Source organism: Streptomyces sp. NPDC097640, from assembly GCF_040302705.1.
Taxonomy (GTDB): Bacteria; Actinomycetota; Actinomycetes; order Streptomycetales; family Streptomycetaceae; genus Streptomyces.
The window spans coordinates 142652-165713 of record NZ_JBEOSB010000018.1; the positions used below are offsets into that span (position 1 = coordinate 142652).

Annotated in this window: 18 protein-coding genes; 5 read left to right on the forward strand and 13 right to left on the reverse strand. The window is 73.0% G+C overall.

The window, feature by feature from the left end; genetic code table 11:
• The first annotated feature begins 16 nt into the window (after positions 1–16).
• Positions 17–1687 (forward strand): ATP-binding protein, encoded by a 1671-nt coding sequence (locus ABTY62_RS27420; RefSeq protein ID WP_352132067.1) that lies wholly within the window; start codon positions 17–19, stop codon positions 1685–1687.
• Positions 1688–1709: 22 nt separating this feature from the next.
• Complete coding sequence (locus tag ABTY62_RS27425) at positions 1710–2438, forward strand: response regulator (RefSeq protein ID WP_352132129.1); 729 nt, start codon at positions 1710–1712, stop codon at positions 2436–2438.
• 9 nt (positions 2439–2447) lie between these two features.
• Here ABTY62_RS27425 and ABTY62_RS27430 read toward each other — a convergent pair whose 3' ends face one another.
• The 5 genes from ABTY62_RS27430 to ABTY62_RS27450 form a co-directional block, all read right to left on the reverse strand.
• Entirely contained in the window at positions 2448–4052 is a 1605-nt protein-coding gene (locus ABTY62_RS27430) for a monocarboxylic acid transporter (protein WP_352132068.1), read from the reverse strand.
• Positions 4049–4504: a DUF485 domain-containing protein gene (locus tag ABTY62_RS27435; RefSeq protein WP_352132130.1), complete on the reverse strand. Its 456-nt coding sequence runs from the start codon at positions 4502–4504 to the stop codon at positions 4049–4051. Before ABTY62_RS27435 ends, ABTY62_RS27430 begins: the two co-directional genes overlap by 4 nt.
• 183 nt (positions 4505–4687) lie before the next feature.
• Complete coding sequence (locus ABTY62_RS27440) at positions 4688–5422, reverse strand: response regulator transcription factor (RefSeq protein ID WP_352132069.1); 735 nt, start codon at positions 5420–5422, stop codon at positions 4688–4690.
• A gap of 115 nt (positions 5423–5537) precedes the next feature.
• Positions 5538–6689 carry a sensor histidine kinase gene (locus tag ABTY62_RS27445; protein ID WP_352132070.1) on the reverse strand — a complete coding sequence of 384 codons (1152 nt, stop codon included), beginning with the start codon at positions 6687–6689 and terminating at the stop codon, positions 5538–5540.
• Between the two features lie 157 nt (positions 6690–6846).
• Entirely contained in the window at positions 6847–8976 is a 2130-nt protein-coding gene (locus ABTY62_RS27450; protein ID WP_352132071.1) for a DNA gyrase/topoisomerase IV subunit B, read from the reverse strand.
• A gap of 442 nt (positions 8977–9418) precedes the next feature.
• Here ABTY62_RS27450 and ABTY62_RS27455 point away from each other — a divergent pair, with 442 nt between their 5' ends.
• Entirely contained in the window at positions 9419–9649 is a 231-nt protein-coding gene (locus ABTY62_RS27455) for a DUF7455 domain-containing protein (protein WP_352132072.1), read from the forward strand.
• A 124-nt stretch (positions 9650–9773) separates the two neighbouring features.
• On the opposite strand, the gene ABTY62_RS27460 is transcribed toward ABTY62_RS27455, so the two are convergent.
• The 6 genes from ABTY62_RS27460 to ABTY62_RS27485 form a co-directional block, all read right to left on the reverse strand.
• Positions 9774–10604 (reverse strand): serine protease, encoded by an 831-nt coding sequence (locus tag ABTY62_RS27460; protein WP_352132073.1) that lies wholly within the window; start codon positions 10602–10604, stop codon positions 9774–9776.
• A gap of 198 nt (positions 10605–10802) precedes the next feature.
• Positions 10803–12371: an RNA polymerase sigma factor gene (locus ABTY62_RS27465; RefSeq protein ID WP_352132074.1), complete on the reverse strand. Its 1569-nt coding sequence runs from the start codon at positions 12369–12371 to the stop codon at positions 10803–10805.
• A gap of 415 nt (positions 12372–12786) precedes the next feature.
• Entirely contained in the window at positions 12787–13737 is a 951-nt protein-coding gene (locus tag ABTY62_RS27470) for a FadR/GntR family transcriptional regulator (RefSeq protein ID WP_352132075.1), read from the reverse strand.
• Between the two features lie 250 nt (positions 13738–13987).
• Entirely contained in the window at positions 13988–15982 is a 1995-nt protein-coding gene (locus ABTY62_RS27475) for an ATP-binding cassette domain-containing protein (RefSeq protein ID WP_352132076.1), read from the reverse strand.
• Between the two features lie 129 nt (positions 15983–16111).
• Entirely contained in the window at positions 16112–16873 is a 762-nt protein-coding gene (locus ABTY62_RS27480) for an NUDIX hydrolase (protein ID WP_352132077.1), read from the reverse strand.
• Positions 16874–16981: 108 nt separating this feature from the next.
• Complete coding sequence (locus tag ABTY62_RS27485) at positions 16982–18316, reverse strand: DUF4192 domain-containing protein (RefSeq protein WP_352132078.1); 1335 nt, start codon at positions 18314–18316, stop codon at positions 16982–16984.
• Between the two features lie 110 nt (positions 18317–18426).
• Here ABTY62_RS27485 and ABTY62_RS27490 point away from each other — a divergent pair, with 110 nt between their 5' ends.
• Positions 18427–20616, forward strand: coding sequence for a RecQ family ATP-dependent DNA helicase (locus tag ABTY62_RS27490; RefSeq protein ID WP_352132079.1), 2190 nt, complete (start codon positions 18427–18429; stop codon positions 20614–20616).
• Between the two features lie 218 nt (positions 20617–20834).
• A complete protein-coding gene (locus tag ABTY62_RS27495; RefSeq protein WP_502997529.1) occupies positions 20835–21458 on the forward strand; it encodes a hypothetical protein in 624 nt (207 codons plus the stop codon).
• Positions 21459–21470: 12 nt separating this feature from the next.
• On the opposite strand, the gene ABTY62_RS27500 is transcribed toward ABTY62_RS27495, so the two are convergent.
• Both ABTY62_RS27500 and rnhB read right to left on the reverse strand, forming a co-directional pair.
• Positions 21471–22127 carry a hypothetical protein gene (locus ABTY62_RS27500; protein ID WP_352132080.1) on the reverse strand — a complete coding sequence of 219 codons (657 nt, stop codon included), beginning with the start codon at positions 22125–22127 and terminating at the stop codon, positions 21471–21473.
• Positions 22128–22187: 60 nt separating this feature from the next.
• Entirely contained in the window at positions 22188–22889 is a 702-nt protein-coding gene (rnhB, locus tag ABTY62_RS27505; RefSeq protein WP_311723791.1) for a ribonuclease HII, read from the reverse strand.
• Positions 22890–23062 lie beyond the last annotated feature (173 nt).

Sequence of the window (23062 nt, forward strand, 5' to 3'; positions counted from 1 at the left end):
GTTACCCTTCCGTGGCATGAGCGCCGCGATACCCCGGGGGCCGCGTGCCGAGGCCCCAAGGTGGCGCATCGGCTGGCCCCGACGTGTCTTCTCCCAGGTCCTGCTGATGCAGCTGACCATCGCCACGGGCGTCACCGTGCTCGCGACCGGCCTCTTCCTCGCCCGGCTCGGCTCCCAGCTGGACGACCAGGCCATGCGCCGTGCCCTCGCCATCGCCCAGACCACGGCCTCCGCCCCGAATCTCACCGACGCCATCGAGCACACCCGCCCCGCCCCCGACGGCCCGGTCCAGGTCCAGGCGGAGCGGATCCGCCGGGCCACCGGCGCCGAGTATGTCGTGATCATGGACAGGCGTGGCGTGCGCTGGTCCCACACCTCTTCCGAGGAGATCGGCCGGCATGTCTCCACCGACCCCAGCGACGCCCTCGCCGGCGAGGAGGTCATGGAGATCGACAACGGCACGCTCGGCCGCTCGGCCCGCGGCAAGGTCCCGCTGCGCGACGAGCACGGCCGGATCGTCGGCGCCGTGTCGGTCGGCATCTCGTACAACAGCGTGCGCGACCGGCTCATCGGGGCGGTGCCGGGGCTGCTCGCCTACGCGGGCGGCGCGCTCGCGGTGGGCGCGGTCGCGGCGTACGTGGTGGCCCGCAGGCTCCGGCGCCGCACTCACGACCTGGCCTTCTCCGATATCTCCGCGCTGCTCGCCGAGCGCGAGGCCATGCTGCACGGCATCCGCGAGGGGGTCGTCGCCCTCGACGCGCGCGGCCGCATCCGGCTGGTCAACGACGAGGCACAGCGGCTCCTGGACCTGCGTGCCGAGGACACCGGGCGGCCACTGGACGAGTTGCTGCCGCCGGGCCGTACCACCGATGTGCTCGCCGGGCGGGTCACCGGATCCGATCTGCTGACCGTCAGCGGCGGCCGGGTGCTGGTCGCCAACCGGATGCCGACGGACGACGGCGGGGCCGTGGCCACCCTGCGCGACCGCACCGAGCTGGAGCGGCTGGGCCGTGAGCTGGACGGCACCCGGGGGCTGATCGACGCGCTGCGCGCCCAGGACCATGAGCACGCCAACCACCTGCACACCCTCCTCGGGCTGCTGGAGCTCGAGCTCTACGAGGAGGCGGTGGAGTTCGTCACCGAGACGGTCGGGGTGCACCGCGCCACCGCCGAGCAGGTCACCGAGCGGGTCCACGACCCGCTGCTGGCCGCCCTGCTGGTCGGCAAGGCCACGGTCGCCGCGGAGCGCGGCGTCTCGCTGCGCATCGCCGAGGGGACGCTGCTGCCGGACCGGCTGGTGGACCCGCCGGGCCTGGTGACGATCGTCGGCAACCTCATCGACAACGCGCTGGACGCGGCGGCCGGGACGGCCGACCCGCTGGTCGAGGTGGAGCTGGCCGCCGACGACACGGCGGTGGTGCTGCGGGTCTCCGACAGCGGGCCGGGTATCCCGGCCGACCGGCGCGATGTGGTTTTCGCCGAGGGCTGGTCGACCAAGGAGCCGCCCGCGCACCGCAAGCGCGGCATCGGCCTGCCGATGGTGCGCCGGCTCGCCGAGCGGCAGGGCGGCAGCGTGCGGGTGACCGACCGGGACGGCGGCGGCGCGGAGTTCACGGTGGTGCTGCCCGAGGCGCTGGCCGAGGAGCCGAGCGGGGCACAGCTGAGCACGACAGGAGAGCCGCGATGACGGAGGTACGGAGGTGACGGCCGTGAACGGCAGGGGCGGCGCGGGTGGGCCGGGCGGCACGGGTGGGGCGAGCAGCGCCATCAATGTGTTGGTCGTGGACGACGACGTGCGCGTGGCCCGGGTCAACGCGGCGTATGTGGAGAAGGTGCCCGGCTTCCGCGTCGTGGGGCAGGCGCACACGGCCGGTGAGGCGCTGGCCTTCCTGGACCGCGCCGCGGTCGACCTGGTGCTGCTGGACCACTATCTGCCGGACGAGACGGGCCTCGCGCTGGTGCGGCGGCTGCGCGAGCGCGGCCACCACACCGACATCATCATGGTGACCGCCGCCCGCGACATCGCCACCGTCCAGGCCGCGATGCGCCATGGCGCGCTCCAGTACCTGGTCAAGCCCTTCACCTTCGCCGGGCTGCGCGCCAAGCTCCAGGGCTACGCGGCGCTGCGCCGCGCGCTGGAGGGCGGAGGCGAGGCCGGGCAGGACCAGGTCGACCGGATCTTCGGCGCCCTGGGCGGCGCCTCGGCGGGCCCGGCGGAGCTGCCCAAGGGCCACTCCGCGCTCACCGCCGACCTGGTGCGGGAGGTGCTGCGGGGCGCCGAGGGCCCACTGTCGGCGCAGGAGGTCGCCGAGCGGTCCTCGCTCAGCCGCCAGACCGCCCAGCGCTATCTCAAGCTCCTGGAGCGCACGGGCCGGGTTCGGCTCAGTCTGAAGTACGGCGAGACGGGGCGCCCGGAGCACCGCTACGCATGGGTGTGAGCCGGCGTGTCAGGCCGCTCCCGCCCCGGTGAGGGCCCGTACCTCCGTCTCGGCGTACTTGGCGGCGTGCCTGGCGTGAGCGCCCCGTGGTGAGGTGACCGTGCCGAACCAGCCGGCGAGGAAGCCGAGGGGGACGGAGACAAGGCCCGGATTCTCCAGCGGGAAGACATGGAAGTCCACGCCCGGGAAGATCGCTTCCGGGCCGCCGGACACCACCGGGGAGAGCACCACCAGCACCAGCGCCGGAAGCAGCCCGCCGTAGACGGCCCACACCGCGCCGCGCGTGGTGAACCGCCGCCAGAAGAGCGAGTACAGCAGCACCGGGAGGTTCGCCGAGGCGGCGACCGCGAACGCCAGCCCGACCAGGAAGGCCACGTTGAGGTCCTGGGCCAGCAGCCCGAGCCCGATGGCGGCCGCCCCGATCCCGACGGCCGCGATCCGCGCGACCGCGACCTCGCTGCGCGGCGTACGGTGCGCGCGGCGGCCCAGCGAGGCGTACAGGTCATGGGCGACCGAGGCGGAGGAGGCCAAGGTGATCCCGGCGACCACGGCGAGGATGGTGGCGAACGCGACGGCGGCGACCGTGGCGAACAGCACCGTGCCGCCGGTCGACCCGGCGCCCCCGCCGAGATCCAGCGCGAGCAGCGGGACGGCGGTGTTCCCGGCCGGGTTGGAGCTGCGGACGGCGCCGCCGCCCAGCACGGCGGCGGCGCCGAAGCCGAGCACGATGGTCATCAGATAGAAGCCGCCGATCAGCCCGATGGACCAGATGACCGAGCGGCGGGCGGCCCGGGCGGTGGGCACGGTGTAGAAGCGGGACAGGATGTGCGGCAGCCCGGCGGTGCCGAGGACGAGGGCGAGTCCGAGGCTGACGAAGTCCAGCCGCGCGGTCCAGCCGCCGCCGTACTTCAGGCCCGGGGCGAGGAAGTCCCGGCCATGCCCGCTGTGCCGCGCCGCCGCGCTGAGCAGGGCGTCCACATCGCCGTGGAAGCGGACCAGGACCAGGGCGGTGAGCGTGGCCGCCCCGGCCATCAGCAGCACCGCCTTGACGATCTGGATCCAGGTCGTGGCGCGCATCCCGCCGAGCGCCACGAAGATCACCATCAGGGTGCCCACCCCGATGACCGTCCAGGCGCGGGCGCGCGGCCCGGTCTCGCCGAGCAGCAGGGCGATCAGGCTGCCCGCCCCGACCATCTGGGCCACGAGGTAGAGCACGCACACGGTGACGGAGGAGACGCCCGCGGCGATCCGGACCGACGGCTCGCCCATCCGGGCGGCGAGCACATCGGCGAGGGTGAACCGGCCGCAGTTGCGGACCAGTTCGGCGACCAGGAGCAGCACGATCAGCCAGGCCACGAGGAAGCCGACGCAGTACAGCACGCCGTCGTAGCCGTAGAGCGCGATGAGGCCGGAGATGCCGAGGAACGAGGCGGCCGACATGTAGTCGCCGGCGATGGCGAAGCCGTTCTCCATGGGCGAGAACAGCCGCCCGCCCGCGTAGAACTCCTCCGGAGAGCCTTGCCGACGACGGCCCGCCCAGGTGGTGATGGCGAGCGTGGCCGCGACGAACACGCCGAAGAGCAGCAGCGCCAGGCTCTGCTGATTGCCCGTCACCGGCCGCGCCCCCGCATCATCTCCTGCGTCACCCAGCGGAGCTCCAGCGCGACCTGGTCCCGGCGCAGCCGGGCGTGGCGGGCATACGCCCAGGTCAGCAGGAAGGTGGTGGCGAACTGGGCCAGCCCGGCGACCATCGCGACATTGAGCGCGCCGACGACGGGGCGGGCCATCAGACCGGGCGCGGTGGTCGCCGCGACGACGTACCCCAGGTACCACAGGAGGAAGGCGGCGGCCGCGGGGAAGACGAAGCGGCGATAGCGTCTGCGCACTTCCTGGAAGGCGGCGCTGCCGTGCACCTCGGTGTAGACGTCCGCCGCGGCGGGCGGGTGCGCGCGCCGGGCTCCGCGGTCCTCCCTCTCCCCCTCGCCCGCGCCCCAGCCGGAGGCGACCGTGTCGTACCAGGGGTCGCCCAGCCCGACCGCCCCGGCGTCGCGCGCGTTGTGCTGCATGTCCACCCGAACACTCCTTGCTCCACTGCCGCATTGGCCGCGTGCCAAGGATGGAGGGGGCGCGAGACCCCGGACCCCGCAACAACGGACGTTCACCCCATCAGGTGACTCAGGTGACGAACATCCTGGAACCGGGACCGGAACCGGAGCTGACATCGGGGCCGGAATGGGGGCCGGAACGGGTCAGGAGGCCGGGTCGGAGCCGGGTGGCCGGGCGATCCCGCTGCGGTAGGCGTAGCGCACGGCCTGGGCGCGGTCGCGGACCCGCGCCTTGGCGAAGAGGTTGTTGATGTGGGTCTTCACGGTCGCCGGGCCGATACGGAGCCGACGGGCGATCTCCGCGTTGGACAGCCCCTCGGCGACCAGGGCGAGCACCTCCGCCTCGCGGGGCGTCAGCCCGTCGGGCAGCGGGCCGGGGGCGCCCGCGGCCGCCGCGGGCGCCCCGCCCGGCGGCCCCGTGGCACTCTCCTGCACCAGCCGCTCCAGCAGCCTCCGCTGCACCTGCGGCGACAGCGCGGCCTGCCCGGACATCACGTCCTCGACGGCGCGGGCGATCTCCTCCGCGTCCGCGTCCTTGGTCACATAGCCGCGGGCGCCCGCCTTCAGGGCCGGGAAGAGCCACTCGTCGTCGGCGTAGGTCGTCACCACCACGACCTGGGTCGCGGGGTGCTCGGCGCGGATGCGCCGGGTCGCCTCGACGCCGTCGCAGCGCGGCATCCGCAGATCCATCAGCACCACGTCCGGGGAGACCTCGGCGACCAGCCGCAGCGCCTCCTCGCCGTCGCCCGCCGAGCCGACGACCTCGATGCCGGGCAGCAGCCCCAGCAGCAGCACGATGCCCTCGCGCACCATGATCTGGTCGTCGACGACCAGCACCCGCACCACGCGCGGGCCTGTGGCGCCGTGCGCTTCACTCATGGCCCTGTCCCCCATGCCGTCCCCGCTCCTGCCGTCCCCGCTGCTGATGGCGACGCTGCTGATGGCGACGCGACGTCACACCCGTACGCCGTCATACCAGTACGCCGGTGGACCGTCACGCCGGGACCCGCAGGCGTACGACGAAGCCTCCCTCGGCGGGTCCCGCCTCGAGCGTGCCGCCGAGGAGTTCGGCGCGCTCCCGCATCCCCCGCAGGCCGTATCCCGCCCCGGTCGCCGCCGGGCCGCCGGAGGGCGCGTGGCGCGCCCCGCCGTCGCGTATCTCCAGGAGTACCTCGTCCTCCTGGTAGGCGAACCGCACTTCCACCGGGGCGCCCGGCGCGTGCTTGCGGACGTTGGTCAGCGCCTCCTGCGCGACCCTCCGCACCGCGAGCCCCGTCTCGGCGGCCAGTTCGCGCGGCTCGCCCTCCGTCTCGAAGCGCGCCCCCTCGGTCGCGGCGGACTCCCGCAGGAAGTCCTCGACCGGCGCCGTCTCGCCGCGCAGCGCGTGCAGCGCCTGGCGGGTCTCGGCCAGGCCGTGGCGCGCCATCCGGCGGGCCGCCACCACCCGCTCCAGCACCATCTCCTGGTCCCGGCCGCGCTCGATCAGCAGCCTGGCCGCCTCCAGATGCACCAACTGGGCGGACAGGCTGTGCGCCAGCACATCGTGGATCTCCCGGGCGATCCGGGCCCGCTCGGCGAGCGCCGCGCTCTGCGCCTCGGCGCTGCGCGCCGCCCGCTCCTGCTCCAGCAGCAAGTAGGCGGTGCCGCGCGCCTCCTCGTCCACCCGCAGCGAATAGCCGATGAGCACGAGGCCGGCGCCGATGGCCGGGCCGGTCAGCGGGCCGTGGTCGACGGTGAGCACGAAGGAACCGGCGGCCACGGTCGAGGCGGGCAGCGCGGCCATCAGCGGCAGCCGCTCCATGGCATGGATCGCGCCGACGATCCACGCCACGACCGCCGGGGTATCGGCTCCCACGGCCCACAGCGCCGCGCCCGCGGCGAGCAGCAGGGCGAGCAGGCCGAGGGCGGGGCCCAGCCGGCGGTCGACGGTGACGCGGCGGAACGCGTGCACCGTGGCCCCGCAGCCGGCGACCGCCGCGAGCAGGGCGATCCGCTGCCACACCTCGAAGGAGTCGTCACGGGCCACGTTCCAGATCAGCAGGCCCGACCCGACGATCGACATCCCGCAATTGATCACCAGCCGGACCTTGGGCAGGCCCTGGCCCGTGAGCGCCTGCCACGAGGGCCACTGCGTCCATCCGCTCATCGGCCCTCCCCGGCTCCGGACGCTCACGACGCTACGCAATGCCCTCCGCCGCGCGAATCGGCCTCCGGTCGGGCGCGGGTGGAGAACGCCCCTCCACCCTGGGGTGGAGGGGCGCCTCGTGTTTCCGCGCCCGTCAGGGTCCGGTCAGGGTCCGCCGTCAGGCGTCGATGCGCGAACGGTCCAGGGTCGCCGCCGAGTTGGTGATGAACTCCTTGCGCGGCGCGACCTCATTGCCCATGAGCAGGTCGAAAACCTGCTCGGCCGCCTCCAGGTCGCTGATGTTGATCCGCCGCAGGGTGCGGTGGCGCGGATCCATCGTGGTCTCCGCGAGCTGGTCGGCGTCCATCTCGCCCAGACCCTTGTAGCGCTGGATGCCGTCCTTGTAGCGCACGCCCCGGCGCTGGAAGTCCAGCAGCGTCTCCTGGAGCTCCTTGTCCGAGTAGGTGTAGACGTACTTCTCCTGCCCCCGCTTGGGGTTGACCAGCTCGAGCCGGTGCAGGGGCGGCACGGCCGAGAAGACCCGCCCTTCCTCGACCATCGGCCGCATATAACGCTGGAAGAGGGTGAGCAGCAGGATGCGGATGTGGGCGCCGTCGACATCGGCGTCGGCGAGGAAGATCACCTTGCCGTAGCGCGCCTGGTCGATGTCGAAGGTACGGCCCGAGCCCGCCCCTATGACCTGGATGATCGAGCCGCACTCGGCGTTCTTCAGCATGTCGGAGACCGACGCCTTCTGAACGTTGAGAATCTTGCCCCGGATCGGCAGCAGCGCCTGGAACTCGGAGTTCCGGGCGAGCTTGGCCGTGCCGAGCGCCGAGTCGCCCTCGACGATGAACAGCTCGCTGCGGTCCACGTCGTCGCTGCGGCAGTCGGCCAGCTTCGCGGGCAGCGAGGAGGACTCCAGCGCGGTCTTACGGCGCTGTGCCTCCTTGTGCTGGCGGGCCGCGATACGGGTGCGGGCGGCCGCCACGATCTTGTCCAGCACGGCGCGGGCCTGCTGCTTGGCGTCCCGCTTGGTGGAGGTGAGGAACGCCTTGAGCTCCTTGGCCACCACATTCGCCACGATCCGGGAGGCCGCGGAGGTGCCCAGCACCTCCTTGGTCTGCCCCTCGAACTGCGGCTCCGCCAGCCGCACGGTCACGACCGCGGTGAGGCCCTCCATCGCGTCGTCCTTGACGACGTCGTCCTCGGCGACGCGCAGCAGCTTGGCGCCGCGCAGCGCCTCGTTCACCGTCTTGGTCACCGAGCGCTCGAAGCCGGCGACGTGGGTGCCGCCCTTCGGGGTGGCGATGATGTTGACGAAGGACTTCATGGTGCTGTCGTAGCCGGTGCCCCAGCGCAGCGCGATATCGACACCGAGCTCGCGCGTGACCTCGGTGGGTGTCATATGGCCGCGCTCGTCCAGGACCGGCACGGTCTCCTTGAAGGTGCCCTGCCCGGACAGCCTCAGCACGTCGCAGACGGCCTTGTCCTGCGCCAGGTACTCGCAGAACTCGCTGATGCCGCCGTCGAACCGGAAGATCTCCTCCGAGTGGCCTGCGCCGTCCCCGCCCTCGGGGGTCCGCTCGTCCCGGACGATCAGCGTCAGGCCCGGCACCAGGAAGGCGGTCTGGCGGGCGCGCGCGTACAGCGTCTCCAGGGAGAGCTTGGCGTCCTTGAGGAAGATCTGCCGGTCCGCCCAGTAGCGGATGCGGGTGCCGGTACGGGTCTTGGGGACCCGCTTGCCCTTGAGGATGCCGCTCGCAGGGTCGAAGGGGGCCTCGGGGCCCGATTCGGTGAAGATGCCGGGGACACCGCGCCGGAAGCTGATCGAGTGGGTCTTGGCGTGCAGGTCAACCTCGACGTCGAGCCGGGAGGACAGCGCGTTCACCACGGAGGCGCCGACGCCGTGCAGACCGCCGGAAGCCGCGTACGCGCCGCCGCCGAACTTGCCGCCCGCGTGCAGCTTGGTCATCACGACCTCGACACCCGACAGGCCGGTCTTGGGCTCGACGTCGACCGGGATGCCGCGGCCGTTGTCCCGCACCTCCACCGAGCCGTCGTCGTGCAGGATCACTTCGATGTGGTCGCAGTAGCCGCCCAGCGCCTCGTCGACGGAGTTGTCGATGATCTCCCAGAGGCAGTGCATGAGGCCACGGCTGTCCGTCGAGCCGATGTACATGCCGGGGCGCTTGCGTACCGCTTCGAGCCCCTCCAGGACGAGCAGGTGCCGCGCGGTGTAGTTGGAGCCGCCCCGGTCTGCTCCGGTCAGCAGCGCAGTGGACGGCACGGACGTGTCGGCGGTCACGCGGTTCGCTCCTCGCTGAATTTCTTTGTTGGCCCGGCTGGGGGCCGCTTGGTGGCAGGGTCGCCCGTCAGAGCGTACCGAGGCCTGATAGAGCCGTTGTGCCACCACCCATGAGAACGTCCATGCTAGTCCAGACTCCTTGACTTTCGCTCGTACGTTCGATCGCTCGTTGGAGTGACGCACACATCACGTTCCCTTTCAGGCATGAACCATTTAGGCTCCGGGCACGTCCTCAGCAACAACCGGCAACCCAGCCGGGAGGACAAATCCGACAAGCGACGTGAAACCGTAAACCAACGCAATACGGCTCATTCGCCGCCAACCGTCACCATCTGGTCTACTCAGAAGCAATTTTTGAGAAAAAGCCACGAGCGGGAACGTTTTCGGCTTGGTTGGATGTTGACCCTGGTACGACAGCTCGTCGAGCTAGAGAAGAGGCGACGTGACTACTGTTCTGACCCCCGCGAGCCCCCTGACGGCCGCTGACCGCTGCGACCGCTGCGGCGCCCAGGCGTACCTGCGTGTCGTCCTGGTAAGTGGCGGTGAACTGCTCTTCTGCGCCCACCACGGACGTAAGTTCGAGCCGGAACTCAAGAAGATCGCCGCGGAGATACAGGACGAGACCGAGCGGCTGACGACCGTCCCGGTGTCCGCGTCCGACGACGAACGCTGACACCTCGCATCCGACGACGAGCGACACCGGCCCAGGGCCGGGACCTCGGGCGGCCGTCCCCGTATGGGGCCGGCCGCCCGCCCGCATGCCCTCCCTTGCTCCCCCCTGCCATCCCGGCATCCCGTCATCCGGCGGCGGTCACCTGCGACAGCACCGCTGAGATCCGCGTGTAGACGCCGGGCCTGCCCGGCTCCGCGCAGCCGCTCCCCCAGGACACCAGGCCGACCAGCTTTCCGCGGGCGATCAGCGGCCCGCCGCTGTCCCCCTGGCAGGCGTCCCGGCCACCGTCCGGCAGCCCCGCGCACATCATGGATTCGGAGATGTACTCCCCCTCCGCACCGCCCGGATAGGCCTCCTCACACGTCGCGTCCGGCATCACTCGCAGCCGGGTGGCCCGCAGCGTCGAGGCATAGCTGCCGTTGCCCCGGGTGTCGCCCCAGCCGTACACCGCCGCTCGCGCGCCCGGCTGGTACGCCGGATCCCCCGCGGCCGCCATGGCGACGCCGTAGATCCGGGGCAGCGGCTGGGAGAGGGTCAGCACCGCGACGTCCCCGGCCCGGCCCCCCTGGTCGTAGGCCGGATTGACCCAGACCCAGCGGGGCGCCATCTCCACCCCTCCGCTGCCGCGCAGATCGTCGCGGCCGATGATCACACGGAGGTCCCCGACCTCCCACCAGTCCACGCCGAGCACACCACGGCTCATGCAGTGCGCGGCCGTGAGCACCGTGGTGGGGCCCACCACCACACCGCCGCAGAACTGGCCCGAGCGCGCAGCGCCGAACCGCTCACGGCTCGCCAGAGCCACCGCCCAGGGCGCCAGGGCGGTGTGCGCGGGGTGGCCCCCGACCACCGTGCGGTCTGCCGACGCCGGGGGAGGCAGGATCACCAGCATGGCCAGTGCGGTGACCAGCGGTGCCGCGAGAGGGGCGAACAGGGCGGACAGCGACCTACGCATTCAGCCTCCTGACCGTACGGAGCGCGTCGCACACCCAGCGTCACCCGGCCTCGGCCACCCCGCATCCCGAGAGGGGCCGAACGGGGGGAAGCGCGGACAGCGCGAAGGCCGGGCCCCGGAAAGGGGCCCGGCCTTCGCGCTGTGCCGTGGAGCTGCTCTGTCGATCAGCCCAGCTCGGTCATCAGTCCAGCTCCGTCATCAGTCCAGGTAGTCGCGCAGGACCTGGGACCGGGACGGGTGGCGCAGCTTCGACATCGTCTTCGACTCGATCTGCCGGATGCGCTCACGCGTCACCCCGTAGACCTTGCCGATCTCGTCGAGCGTCTTCGGCTGGCCGTCGGTCAGGCCGAAGCGCATGGAGACCACGCCCGCCTCGCGCTCGCTGAGCGTGTCGAGGACGGAGTGCAGCTGCTCCTGGAGCAGCGTGAAGCTCACCGCGTCGGCCGGAACGACCGCCTCGGAGTCCTCGATCAGATCGCCGAACTCGCTGTCGCCGTCCTCACCGAGCGGGGTGTGGAGGGAGATCGGCTCGCGGCCGTACTTCTGGACCTCGATGACCTTCTCGGGGGTCATGTCGAGCTCCTTGGCCAGCTCCTCCGGGGTGGGCTCGCGGCCCAGGTCCTGGAGCATCTGGCGCTGCACACGCGCGAGCTTGTTGATGACCTCGACCATGTGCACCGGGATACGGATGGTGCGGGCCTGGTCGGCCATCGCCCGGGTGATCGCCTGACGGATCCACCAGGTGGCATACGTGGAGAACTTGTAGCCCTTGGTGTAGTCGAACTTCTCGACGGCGCGGATCAGACCCAGGTTGCCCTCCTGGATGAGGTCCAGGAAGAGCATGCCGCGGCCGGTGTAGCGCTTGGCCAGGGAGACCACCAGACGGAGGTTGGCCTCCAGGAGGTGGTTCTTGGCCCGGCGGCCGTCCTCGGCGATGATCTCCAGCTCGCGCTTGAGCTTGGGGGCGAGCTTGTCGGAGTTGGCGAGCTTGTCCTCGGCGAACAGGCCGGCCTCGATGCGCTTGGCGAGCTCGACCTCCTGCTCGGCGTTGAGCAGCGGGACCTTGCCGATCTGCTTCAGGTAGTCCTTGACCGGGTCGGCGGTCGCGCCCGCCGCGGCAACCTGCTGCGCCGGGGCGTCGTCCTCGTCCTCGTCGGAGAGCACGAAACCCTGGTTCTCGGGCTCGCCCTCGGCACCCTCGGCCCCGGGCTTGCCACCGGGAGCTTCCTCGATGACGTCCTCGCCCTCGAGGATCTCGTCCGAGTCCTTCTTGGCGGTGGTCTTCTTCGCCGCCGTCTTCTTGGCGGCGGTCTTCTTCGCCACCGCCTTCTTGGCCGTGGTCTTCTTGGCCGCGGCCTTCTTCGCGGGCGCCGCCGCGGCCTCTCCGGCCGCGCCGTCTGCCGCCTCGGCCGCCGAGGCGGTCGGAGCGGCGGCAGGGGTCTTCTTCGCGGGGACCGTCCTGGCCGTGACGGTCTTGGTGGCGGTGCGCTTCGCCGGACTCTTCGCTGCGACGCTCTTGCGGGTGCGCTTGGGCGCCTCTGCGGCACTGACCATCAGCGTCACACCCTCCTCGTCGAGGACCTGGTTGAGGCTGCGCAGAACGTTCTTCCACTGGGTTGGCGGAATCTGGTCAGCCTCGAAGGCCCGACGCACGTCATCGCCGGCGATCTGCCCCTCAGCCTTTCCCCGCTCGATGAGCGCCATGACAGACTCGGACTCGGCGATCTCCGGCGGGAGCGTACGGGATGTGCTGGCCGACACGAACAACCTCTCGGAACGATGGAAACGGCTTCCGGCCCCGTCCGCTGGGGACTGGAGCCGACGACCGCCGGCAGGATGAACCGACGGCGCGGGCGGAGTGCGGGTGAACTAGAACGTCGCGAGCGACGTCCGTATTCCCTCCGCGGCTGCCACCTCTTTAATCATCGCGCTGCCCCAAAGAGCGTTACGCCCATTCCTCGTGTCCCGAGTCACACCCCATAACGGCCGTAATGCCTACTCAGCGGACAGATCGGCACTGGTTGACCATGATCAGCGCCCGGGCCGGCACCTCCGCGCCGAGGGCGTTGCGCCGCCGAACCCGCCTGGCGGGTTCCGGCGACGCCGCTCTCGTACGCCGCACGCCGCGGTCGCCGTACGCCGCGGTCCGGGGTTCCGGGGTCCGCGGTCCGCAGTCCGCGGGTCAGTGCTCGCGCGGCGCGGGCACCCCCACCTCGGCGTGGTCGCGATCGGGGTGAACGGTCAGCAGCTGGCGCATCGCGGCCTCCGCCGCCACGGCGTCACCGGCGCCGATGGCCTCGACGATCCGGCGGTGGTGGCCCACCCCGGCCTCGCTCAGCCGGTCGCAGCCGGTGATCGGGGCGCCCGAGACGTGCAGGGCGGCGGCGACGATGCCGGCCAGGTGCTCCAGCATCCGGTTGCCCGCGACCTGGAGCAGCAGGGCATGGAACTCGGCGTCGGCCCGCGAGAAGGTCAGCGCGTCGCCCTGACCCAGCGCATGGCCCATGATCTCCGCCATGTCGGCGAGCCGCTGCTGCACGTCCTCGCGGCCGGCGCCGGCCGCGAGGCGGGCGGCGAGCGGCTCGATGGTCCAGCGCAGCTCGCACAGCTCGCGGCGCTGGTCGTCGCGCTGTGGGCCGAAGGCCCGCCACTCGATGATGTCCGGATCCAGGAGGTTCCAGTCGCTGACGGGGCGGACCCGGGTGCCCACGTTGGGCCGGGCACTGACCAGGCCCTTGGCCTCCAGGACACGCAGCGATTCCCGCACCACCGTGCGGGAGACCTCGAAGCGCTGGCCGATCTCCTCGGGGACGAGCGGGCGGTCGGCCCCCAGATCGCCGGAGACGATCATCTGGCCCAGCTGCTGGACGAGTTGGCCGTGCAGCCCGCGGCCCCGGTTGCCGGCCGCGCGCCGGCCCACTCGGCCGATCTCGGCGTCGGCGCCGTCCCAGGAGGGGGCGCCGCCGCGGTCACCGCCGGGCGCGTCGGCGTAGGGGTAGCGGTCCAGCTCGCCCGGGCCGGCGAGGCCGGAATCGGCGGGGCGAGCCGCGGTCATCGTGGTGTGCGCAAGGGTACTCACGCATCCTTTGTCGGCGACGCCCCGGAAGCCCTTGAGGTCTTTGGTGAAAAGCACACGAAAGGGTGATCGCCCATTACCTCACAATTGACGCCGAATCGGACAGAAAACAGCACCCTTCGCGGAGTTGCGACCACTTCATGCGATGGGCCTGCGGAAGTGCTCCCGGCCTGGTCCACCGCCGCAGCGGGCCGCACCGGCGCCGAGCCGGTGCGGGATGGGAGGTGAGCCCGCGCCAGGTCGGCGCTGGGCCGGACGGAGTCCATCGGCGCGCCGGGCGGCACGCCTCCGGAACGCCGGGGGCGTATTACTGACGCGCCCGGCCGCGCAGGCCGGTGAGCGCATACGCACACAGCAGGACGGCCAGCGACAGCACCAGGGCCTGCCCCACGGGCTGGGACGCCAGCCTCAGGGCGAGCGCCAGGATCCGGTCCACCATGGAGTGCGGACGGTCCAGTGCCTCCGCGCGCAGCCGGTGCGGCAGCCCGACGAGCGAGCGCACCGACGGCTCGGCCATCAGCCGCTGGACGACCGGCACCGCCAGGATGGGCACCGCCAGCAGCGTCGCCAGGCCGAGCGCGGTGGACCGGAAGACGGCCGCCGCCATCAGCCCGGCCCAGCCGGAGCCGATCGCCAGGGCGCACACGCTCGCCGTCAGCAGCGGCCAGTCGCCCGGGAGCGGCACCGCGTCACCACCGACGAGCATCAGGAGCGCCGCCCCGTCCAGGGCCAGGACGGCGAAGGAGAGCAGCACCGCGCCGACGGCACACACGAGCAACTTGGCGACCAGCAGGCTGAGTCGGCGCGGCACCGTGTCCCGCGCCGGGGCCAGCGCCGGATATCGGAACTCCTCCCCGAAGGCCAGCGCGCCCAGCAGCCCGGACGCGACCGCCACGGGCGGCAGGGGGACGTCGGCCGGCCAGGCGGTGATCCGGTGCAGTTCCCCAGCCCCGCCCGCCCGGGCGAGCAGCACGGAACCGACGAGCGAGGCCACGAGGGCCGTGACGGCGATCAGCCAGCCGGTCCGTACGCCGGTGGCGCGGCGCAGCTCGTAGCGCAGCGGCCACGCCGGGCCGGGCAGCGGCAGCCTCGGGAGCACCCGGGGCGGGGTGACCCGGGGATCGCGGGCGGCGGTGTCCCCGCGCGCGGTCTCCGGACCCATGTCGGCGGTCTCCTCGACCAGGCGGTGCACGACGATGCCATGGCGGTACGCGGCCTCGCCGACGGCGGCGCAGGGCAGCCCGTAGACGGAGATGCGGGTCTCGTCCTCCTTCACCACCGAGAGCCGGCCGTCGATCGGGCGCTCCGCGGCCTCCGCGGACCCGGCGCCGCCCTCCCCCGCGCCCTCCGCACCCTCCGCTCCCTCAGCGGCGGCCGCACCGGCCTCCGCGGCCTCTGCCTTGGTCTCTGCCTCGTTTTCCTCCTCGGTTCCCGCCTCGGCCTCCGCCGCACCCCCCGCCTCTGCCTCTGCCTGTGTCTTGGCCTCTGCTTCGGCCTCCGCCCCGTCCACGCTCGCCTCAACCTCGGGCTCGGCCTCGGGCGGAGACGGCGGCCCGTCGGCCGGCTCGGCGGCACGCGCCTCCTCCTCCAGCACGGCGGCCAGCCGCCCGGCCAGCGGCGAGAGCACAGCAACGCGAGGGCGCAGCCGGGTGCGCGCGAACTCGTCGACCGGCTGATCCGCGACCAGTCGGCCGCCCTCCAGGGTGAGGACCTGGTCGGCGAGGCGGGTGATGCTCTCCGAGTTCCGGTCGGTGACGAGGACGGCACCGCCCTGCCCGGCGAACTGGCGCAGCAGCCCGTGCATCCACACGGCTTCCCGGGCGGACAGACCGCGCGTCGGGGCGTCGAGGACGAGCGTGTGCGGGTCTCCGAGGAGCGCTGTGGCGAGGCCGAGCCGGCGCTCCATACCGGCCGCCAGATTGCCGATGCGCTCATCGGCCAGCTCGGTGAGGCCGACCACGTCCAGCACCACGTCCGCTCGGGTGGCGGGCACCCCGGCGGCGGCTCCGAGCATCTTGAGGTGGGCCCGTGCCGTGCGACCGGGGTGGCCTGGGACATCGTCCAGAAGGACGCCGATCTCCCGGGCCGGGCGCCGGATGCGATGGAGCGGGCGGCCCCGGAAGAAGGCCGCGCCATGGCCTCGGTCGAGCTGTAGCAGCAGCCTCAGCGCGCTGGTCTTGCCCGCACCGGGGGCGCCGGCCAGGGCGGTCACACGGCCCGGTGGCGCCTCGAAGGTGAGATCGTCGATGACAGGCCGGTGGTTGCGGCGGGGGGTGCTGGTCAGTCCGGTGGCCTGGATCATGGCTTCTCCCGCGGGGCGTGGAACCGCTCGTGGCACGTGGGGACTGGTGACGTACCGGAGCACGGTAACCCGCTATGTCCTATTTCTTCAGTACCTACACTCCCTGTCGAGTCGTCGTGTCATGGGTCGTCACACCTCGGGGCGAAGCATGGGCGGGTTGAGCACCGTCGCACCCCCGGCCCGGAACAGCTGTGCGGGACGGCCGCCCTGACGGGTCGTGGTGCCACCCGTGGGCACCAGGAATCCGGGCGTTCCGGTGACCTTGCGGTGGAAGTTGCGCGGGTCCAGGGCCACCCCCCACACCGCCTCGTACACCCGGCGCAGCTCGCCGACCGTGAACTCCTGGGGGCAGAAGGCGGTGGCCAGCGAGGAGTACTCGATCTTGGAGCGGGCCCGCTCCACTCCGTCCGCGAGGATGCGGGCGTGGTCGAAGGCGAGCGGGGCGGCCAGGTCGGCGTCGCGGCCGAAGGACCCGTCCTGGTCGAGCAGAGACTCGACCGGCGCCCAGCGCACGCTGTGCGCGTCGCCCCCGGCCCGGGGCGCGGGGAGGTCCGGGGCGAGCGCGAGGTGCGCGACGCTCACCACCCGCATCCTGGGGTCGCGCTTCGGGTCTCCATAGGTGGCGAGTTGTTCGAGGTGGGCCGCGTTGGGAGGAGCCGGAACCGCTGGATCGTGGGCGAGCAGCCCGGTCTCCTCCGCCAACTCCCTGGCGGCCGCCGCCGCGAGGTCCTCGTCGGGCCGCACGAAGCCGCCTGGCAGAGCCCAGCGCCCCTGGAAGGGCGGTTCGCCACGGCGGACGGCCAGCGCGCACAGCGCATGCCCCTGGACGGTCAGCACGACCAGATCGACGGAGACGGCGAAGGGCGGGAAGGCCGATGGGTCGTAGGGCATGTGGCGATCATAGTCGTCTTCCTGACGATAATCAGTGCCTTCCGCATGATCGTCGATGTTGATGGAACCGCTCCCGCCGCCGCGGCCCCACCCCGGGCGCGGCGTGGCTCAGTGACGGCTGCGGGCACCTCGATGCCCGGGCCTGCGCCGCATCCGGGTCCGGCCGGGCGGCCGCCGCCTGGCCTCCTGCGCACCCGGGCTCTTGGCCCGGCCGCCGCGCTGCCGCTCGGACCCGCCGGAGCCAGCGGATCCCCCTGGCACGGCGGCGGCAGCGGCGCCGAGGCGCTCCAACTCCCCGCGCACCGCGGTCTGGAGGGCCCGGTCGGCCCGCTCCCGGCGCAGACTGCGGCGCAGCAGCTCCGGGTCGAGCCCCTCGTTGCAGGCCTGGTGCAGCAGCCTGGCGAAGAGGTACTCGGGATCGGCGCACAGCGCACGGCCGAGCGCGACGCGTGCCGCGGGCTCGTCCCCGACCGACCAGGCGACCCAGCCCGCGAGGGTGAGCGGCGCCGCGGCGTGCTCGGTGTACGAGCCGACACAGCGCCGGGCGAGGGCGCGCCACAGCCGCAGCGCCGCCTCCGCGTCGGGCCCCTCCATCCACTGCGCGGCCCGGTCGCGCGCCAGCCGGTCCTGGAGCCCGATGATGACCGCGGCCGCCTCCTCGTCGCCGATCAGCCCGTCGTCACGGACATCGGTCGCGACCGGGTCGGCGATCGGCGGCGCGGAGCGGAAGCGGGCCAGCATGCCGCCGAGGAGGACGAGGGTCTCCTCGCGCACCGTCGCGCAGTCCGCACCGCCCAGGATCCTGGGCACGAGCTCGCCACCCGCCGCGTCCAGCGCCCGCTCCTGCTCCTCGGCCCGGGGCGGGGCGAGCGGCTCGAGCCTGGCCTCCATCTCGCGCAGTGAACCCCGCACATGGATGCCCGCGTACGTCGCGGCCGCCGCCATCACGGAGGTGCCGGGCAGGGTGAGCGGGACGCCTTCCGGCGGGCAGCAGCGCCGGTCCGGGCACACATACGACCAGAACCGGCCGTCGGAGATGCACAGCGCCTCGAAGACGGGCACCTCCAACCCGCCGCAGGCGGTGCGCAGCCGCTGGGCGAGCGGCCGCAGGCGCTCCATCACGTCCTGCCCCGACTCCCCCTCGGCCGGCTCCTGGCACAGGAACAGCACCGTGCCCTCGGGCCGGCCCGCCCGCCGCTCACTGCCCGCCACGAGGCACTGGGCGAGCTGGTCACAGACCTCCGGCCACTCCTCGCTCGCCCGGGGAATGCCGAGCCTGAGCCTGCCTCCGAAGCGGCCGCGGGGCCCGTGCAGCGCGATCATCACGATGCTGTCGTCCGGGTGGAACCCGAGGACGTAGGGCAGGGCGTCGGCCAGCTCGGCCGGGCTGCGGAGCGTGATCTGGTCATTGCCGGACAGGCCGGCTTGGTCGTGTCGCGTCATGACCCGACGGTCTCCCAGCCCGGCCCGGACCGCCAGGCCTGTGGATAACGTTATCCACAGGCCGGGGGCCTGGTTCGCGCGATGTCGGTGGGATCGGGTTGCATGGGGGCATGAGCGACGAAGACCTGCGCACCGCGGCCGACCGCGTCCTGGCCCGCCTCGTCGGGGACCCCACCGGCTCCGCCCGCCTGCGGGAGGACCAGTGGCGGGCGATCGAGGCGCTGGTCGCCGACCGCCGCCGGGCGCTGGTCGTGCAGCGCACGGGATGGGGTAAGTCGGCCGTCTATTTCGTCGCCACCGCCCTGCTCCGCGAGCGCGGCAGTGGCCCGACGGTGATCGTCTCCCCGTTGCTCGCGCTGATGCGCAACCAGGTCGAGGCCGCCGCTCGGGCCGGTATCCGCGCGCGCACGATCAATTCCGCCAATACCGAGGAGTGGGACACCGTCCAGGCCGAGGTGGCCGCCGGTGAGGTGGATGTGCTGCTGGTCAGCCCCGAGCGGCTGAACAACCCCGACTTCCGCGACCAGGTCCTGCCCAAGCTCGCCGCGGCCACCGGCCTGCTGGTCGTCGACGAGGCACACTGCATCTCCGACTGGGGCCACGACTTCCGCCCCGACTACCGCAGGCTGCGCACCATGCTGGCCGACCTGCCGCCGGGCGTGCCCGTGCTGGCCACCACCGCGACGGCCAACGCCCGGGTGACCGCGGACGTCGCCGAGCAGCTGGGCACGGGCGGGGCCGGGCCGGGCGGCGCCGGCGCGGAGGGCTCGCCGGCGCTGGTGCTGCGCGGGCCGCTGGACCGGGAGAGCCTGAGCCTGGGCGTGCTGCGGCTGCCGGACGCGGCACACCGGCTGGCCTGGCTCGCCGACCACCTCCCCGAGCTCCCCGGCTCGGGGATCATCTACACCCTCACGGTCGCCGCCGCCGAGGAGGTGGCGGCGTTCCTGCGGCAGCGCGGCCACACCGTGGCCTCCTACACCGGCAAGACGGAGAACGCGGACCGCCAGCAGGCCGAGGAGGACCTGCTGGGCAACCGGGTCAAGGCGTTGGTGGCCACCTCCGCGCTGGGCATGGGCTTCGACAAGCCGGATCTGGGCTTCGTGGTGCACCTGGGCTCACCCTCCTCCCCCATCGCCTACTACCAGCAGGTGGGACGGGCCGGGCGCGGTGTGGAGCACGCGGAGGTGCTGCTGCTGCCGGGCCGTGAGGACGAGGCCATCTGGCGGTATTTCGCCTCGCTCGCCTTCCCTGCCGAGGAGCAGGTGCGCCGCACGCTCGATGTGCTGGCCGCGGCGGGCCGGCCGGTGTCCCTGCCCGCGCTCGAGCCACAGGTCGACCTGCGCCGCTCGCGCCTGGAGACCATGCTCAAGGTGCTCGATGTGGACGGCGCGGTGCGGCGGGTGCGCGGCGGCTGGACCGCGACAGGACAGCCGTGGACGTACGACGCGGAGCGGTACGCATGGGTGGCGCGGCAGCGGGAGGCGGAGCAGCAGGCCATGCGGGACTACGCCGCGGCGGCCGACTGCCGGATGGAGTTTCTGCGGCGGCAGCTGGACGACGAGGCGGCGAAGCCCTGCGGGCGCTGCGACAACTGCGCGGGGGCCCGGTTCGCCGCCGAGGTGTCCGCCGCGTCGCTGGATGCGGCGCGCGGGGAGCTCGGGCGCCCGGGTGTCGAGGTGGAGCCGCGCCGGATGTGGCCGACGGGTCTGCCCTCGGTGGGCGTCGAGCTCAAGGGCCGGATCCCGGCCGGTGAGCAGGCGGCCCCCGGGCGGGCGCTCGGCCGTCTCTCCGACATCGGCTGGGGAAACCGGCTGCGGCCGCTGTTCACCCCGCAGAGCCCGGACGGGCCGGTTCCGGACGATGTTGCCGCCGCCGTGGTGACGGTGCTGGCGGACTGGGCCAAGGGGCCCGGCGGCTGGGCGTCGGGGGCGCCGGACGCCCCGGCCCGCCCGGTCGGGGTGGTCACGGTGGCCTCGCACACCCGGCCGCGGCTGATCCAGACGCTGGGCGAGCGGATCGCCTCCGTTGGCCGGATGCCCCTGCTCGGCGCCGTCTCCTACCTCGACGCCGGGGCCGACACCCGGGTGCCGCGGACCAACAGCGCCCAGCGGCTGCGGGCGCTGCACGGGGCACTGACCGTGTCGGCCGAGCTGGCCGCGGCGCTCGAGCGGGCCTCGGGGCCGGTGCTCCTCGTCGACGACATGGCGGACACCGGCTGGACGCTGGCCGTGGCCGCCCGGCTGCTCCGCAGGGCCGGGGCGGAGGCGGTCTTCCCGCTGGTTCTCGCGGTGCAGGGATGACCGCCGCCGCAGGTGAGGGCGGCTCCCGGAATATTGACGGCGCACCGGCCCAAACCGGTCAGTCGCGCCAATTGCTCGTTGCCGCGCGCCTGTACGACCGCAAGAATTGAAGAGTTCCCCACTCCCGGCCCGCCCGTGGTGCGCCGGAGCTGTGTCGTGGCGTGCGCCCGTGCCCGACCCTTCGCACGGACCGTGGGCGCGCAGACGAAGGGAGGACCGTGACCTTCGGCTTCGCACCGCCGCCGGCCGCCGACCCCGTTTCCCGCCTGGGCCGGATGCTCGAGCCCGCCGAGTGGGCCGCCGCCGGCATCCCGTTGCTGCGCAACCCGCGCGAGGTCGTCACCGGCCTCCACAGCCGTCATCTGCCCAGGCCCTCGACGGCTGTCATCGCGGTCCTGGACCCGGAGGAACGGCTGGCGGCCAGTGCCTCGTTCACCCGGCGCGGCTCCTCGGCCGCCGACGGCTGGGAGTTCCGGAACGCGCTGCTGGCCCAGCTGCGCCGGGTCATCCCACACGACCTGCGGCGCCGCACGCCCGTCCGTACCGCCGTGCTGCTCTACTGCCGGGAGGGCGAGAGCCAGTGGACGGAGGAGGACGGCGCCTGGATGTGGGGCCTGCGCGATGCCTGCACCCTGCACGGCCTGCGCTGTGGCGCCTACATCACACTGACCCGCGCCGGCTGGCAGGTGCTGGGTGAGGGGCGGGGCGGCCGTCGGCCGCACTCCGCCTCCCTCCACAGCCGCCTCGACACCGCCACCGCTACCGGTGACGGTGTCACGACAGCCGTGCCGTACCCGCGCGGCGAAGCGCACGAGGCGCTGCGCCGCTCCGCGGCCGTGTGAGCGACCGCGCGATCAGACGCCCGCGGCGAGCAGGGCGTTGATCCGCTGCGGGTCACCGCAGACGATCAGCAGCGTTCCGGCGCGCCTCATCGCCTCGGGCAGCGCCCGGGCGACGGTGTCGTCGGCTCCTCCGTCGACCGCGACGACCACGACCGGACGGGCCGTGGTGCGGTCGGCGGCGGCGGAGGCGTAGAAGACATCGTCACCGGCTTCCTGCTGCGCCCAGTACGACGCCTCTCCGAAGGAGAGCTCATGCGTCGCCCACGGATGCTGTTCCCCGGTGGTCAGCACCAGGATGTCGCCGGGTGCCCGGCCGGAGTCCAGCAGCAGGTCGACGGCCTCGTCCGCCGCGTCCAGAGCCCCCTCCGGCGAGGCGGGGATCAGCTGGATCTGCGGGCCGGTCGGCGCGGAGGCGGCGGGCGGCCCGGGCTTGGCCGCCGCGGTGGGCGGTCCGGGCTTCGCCACGTCACCCGCGGTGCGCTGGGACGGGGCCGAGGGGGTCGCGGTGGAACCGCGGTTGGGACCGGGGCTGCCGGGCCGCCGAGGGGCGGGCCGGGGGCCGGGGCCAGGAACAGGACGAGGGGTCGGCGCGGTGCGGCCTGCGGCCGGCGTCGCGCGAGGACCCGGGACACTCTCGTGAATCTGAGGCTCCTCGGGGATGAGAGGCATGGGGTGATGTCTATCAAACGCCGGTGCGAGTCGCATCGGCGGGTGGGTGGAAAAATGCGTTCAGAAGTCGAAGCCGAGTTGACCGTGATCCTCCGCGTCGGCCGGTCCGGGCACACTGCGGACCCGCTTGAGGTGCCGCCAGCGGGGCAGCCCGTCCAGGTAGGACCAGGACAGCCGGTGGTAGGGGGTGGGACCCAACTCCACCAGAGCGGCGCGGTGCGCGGGCGACGGATACCCCGCGTTGTCACCGAAGCGGAAGTCCGCGTGGGCGGCTCCCAGTTCGGTCATCAGCGCGTCCCGCCGGACCTTGGCGATCACCGAGGCCGCGGCGACGGCCACGCAGGACTGGTCGCCCTTGATGACCGTACGGACCTTCCAGGGCTCGCCCAGGTAGTCGTGCTTCCCATCGAGTATCACAGCGTCGGGGCGCACGGACAGCCCCTCGAGCGCACGGGTGGCGGCGAGCCGGAGGGCCGCCGTCATCCCCAGGGCGTCGATCTCCTCGGACGAGGCGTGGCCAAGGGCGTACGAGGTCACCCACGTCTCCAACTCCTGAGCCAGCGCCGTGCGCTTCTTGGGGCTCAGCAGCTTGGAGTCGGTGAGTCCGGCCGGCGGTCGCCGCAGGCCGGTGACCGCTGCGCAGACCGTCACGGGACCGGCCCAGGCCCCGCGCCCGACCTCGTCGACTCCGACGACGATCTTGGCGCCTGTGGTGGCGCGGAGCGAGCGCTCGACGCGGTGAGTGGGCGGTTCGTAGGCCATGGCGAGGACAAGATTACGCCGCCCGGGCGGCAGCCGTGCACCGGGTTCCGCCCGGCGGCCCGCGACCGGGCCCCGCGGGGCGGCGCCGCTCAACCCGACACCGATGGCGGGCGGTTCGCCGGCGCGGGTCGCTCGTCGGGCGCAGGCCCCGGTGGCACCCCGTGTCATCCCAC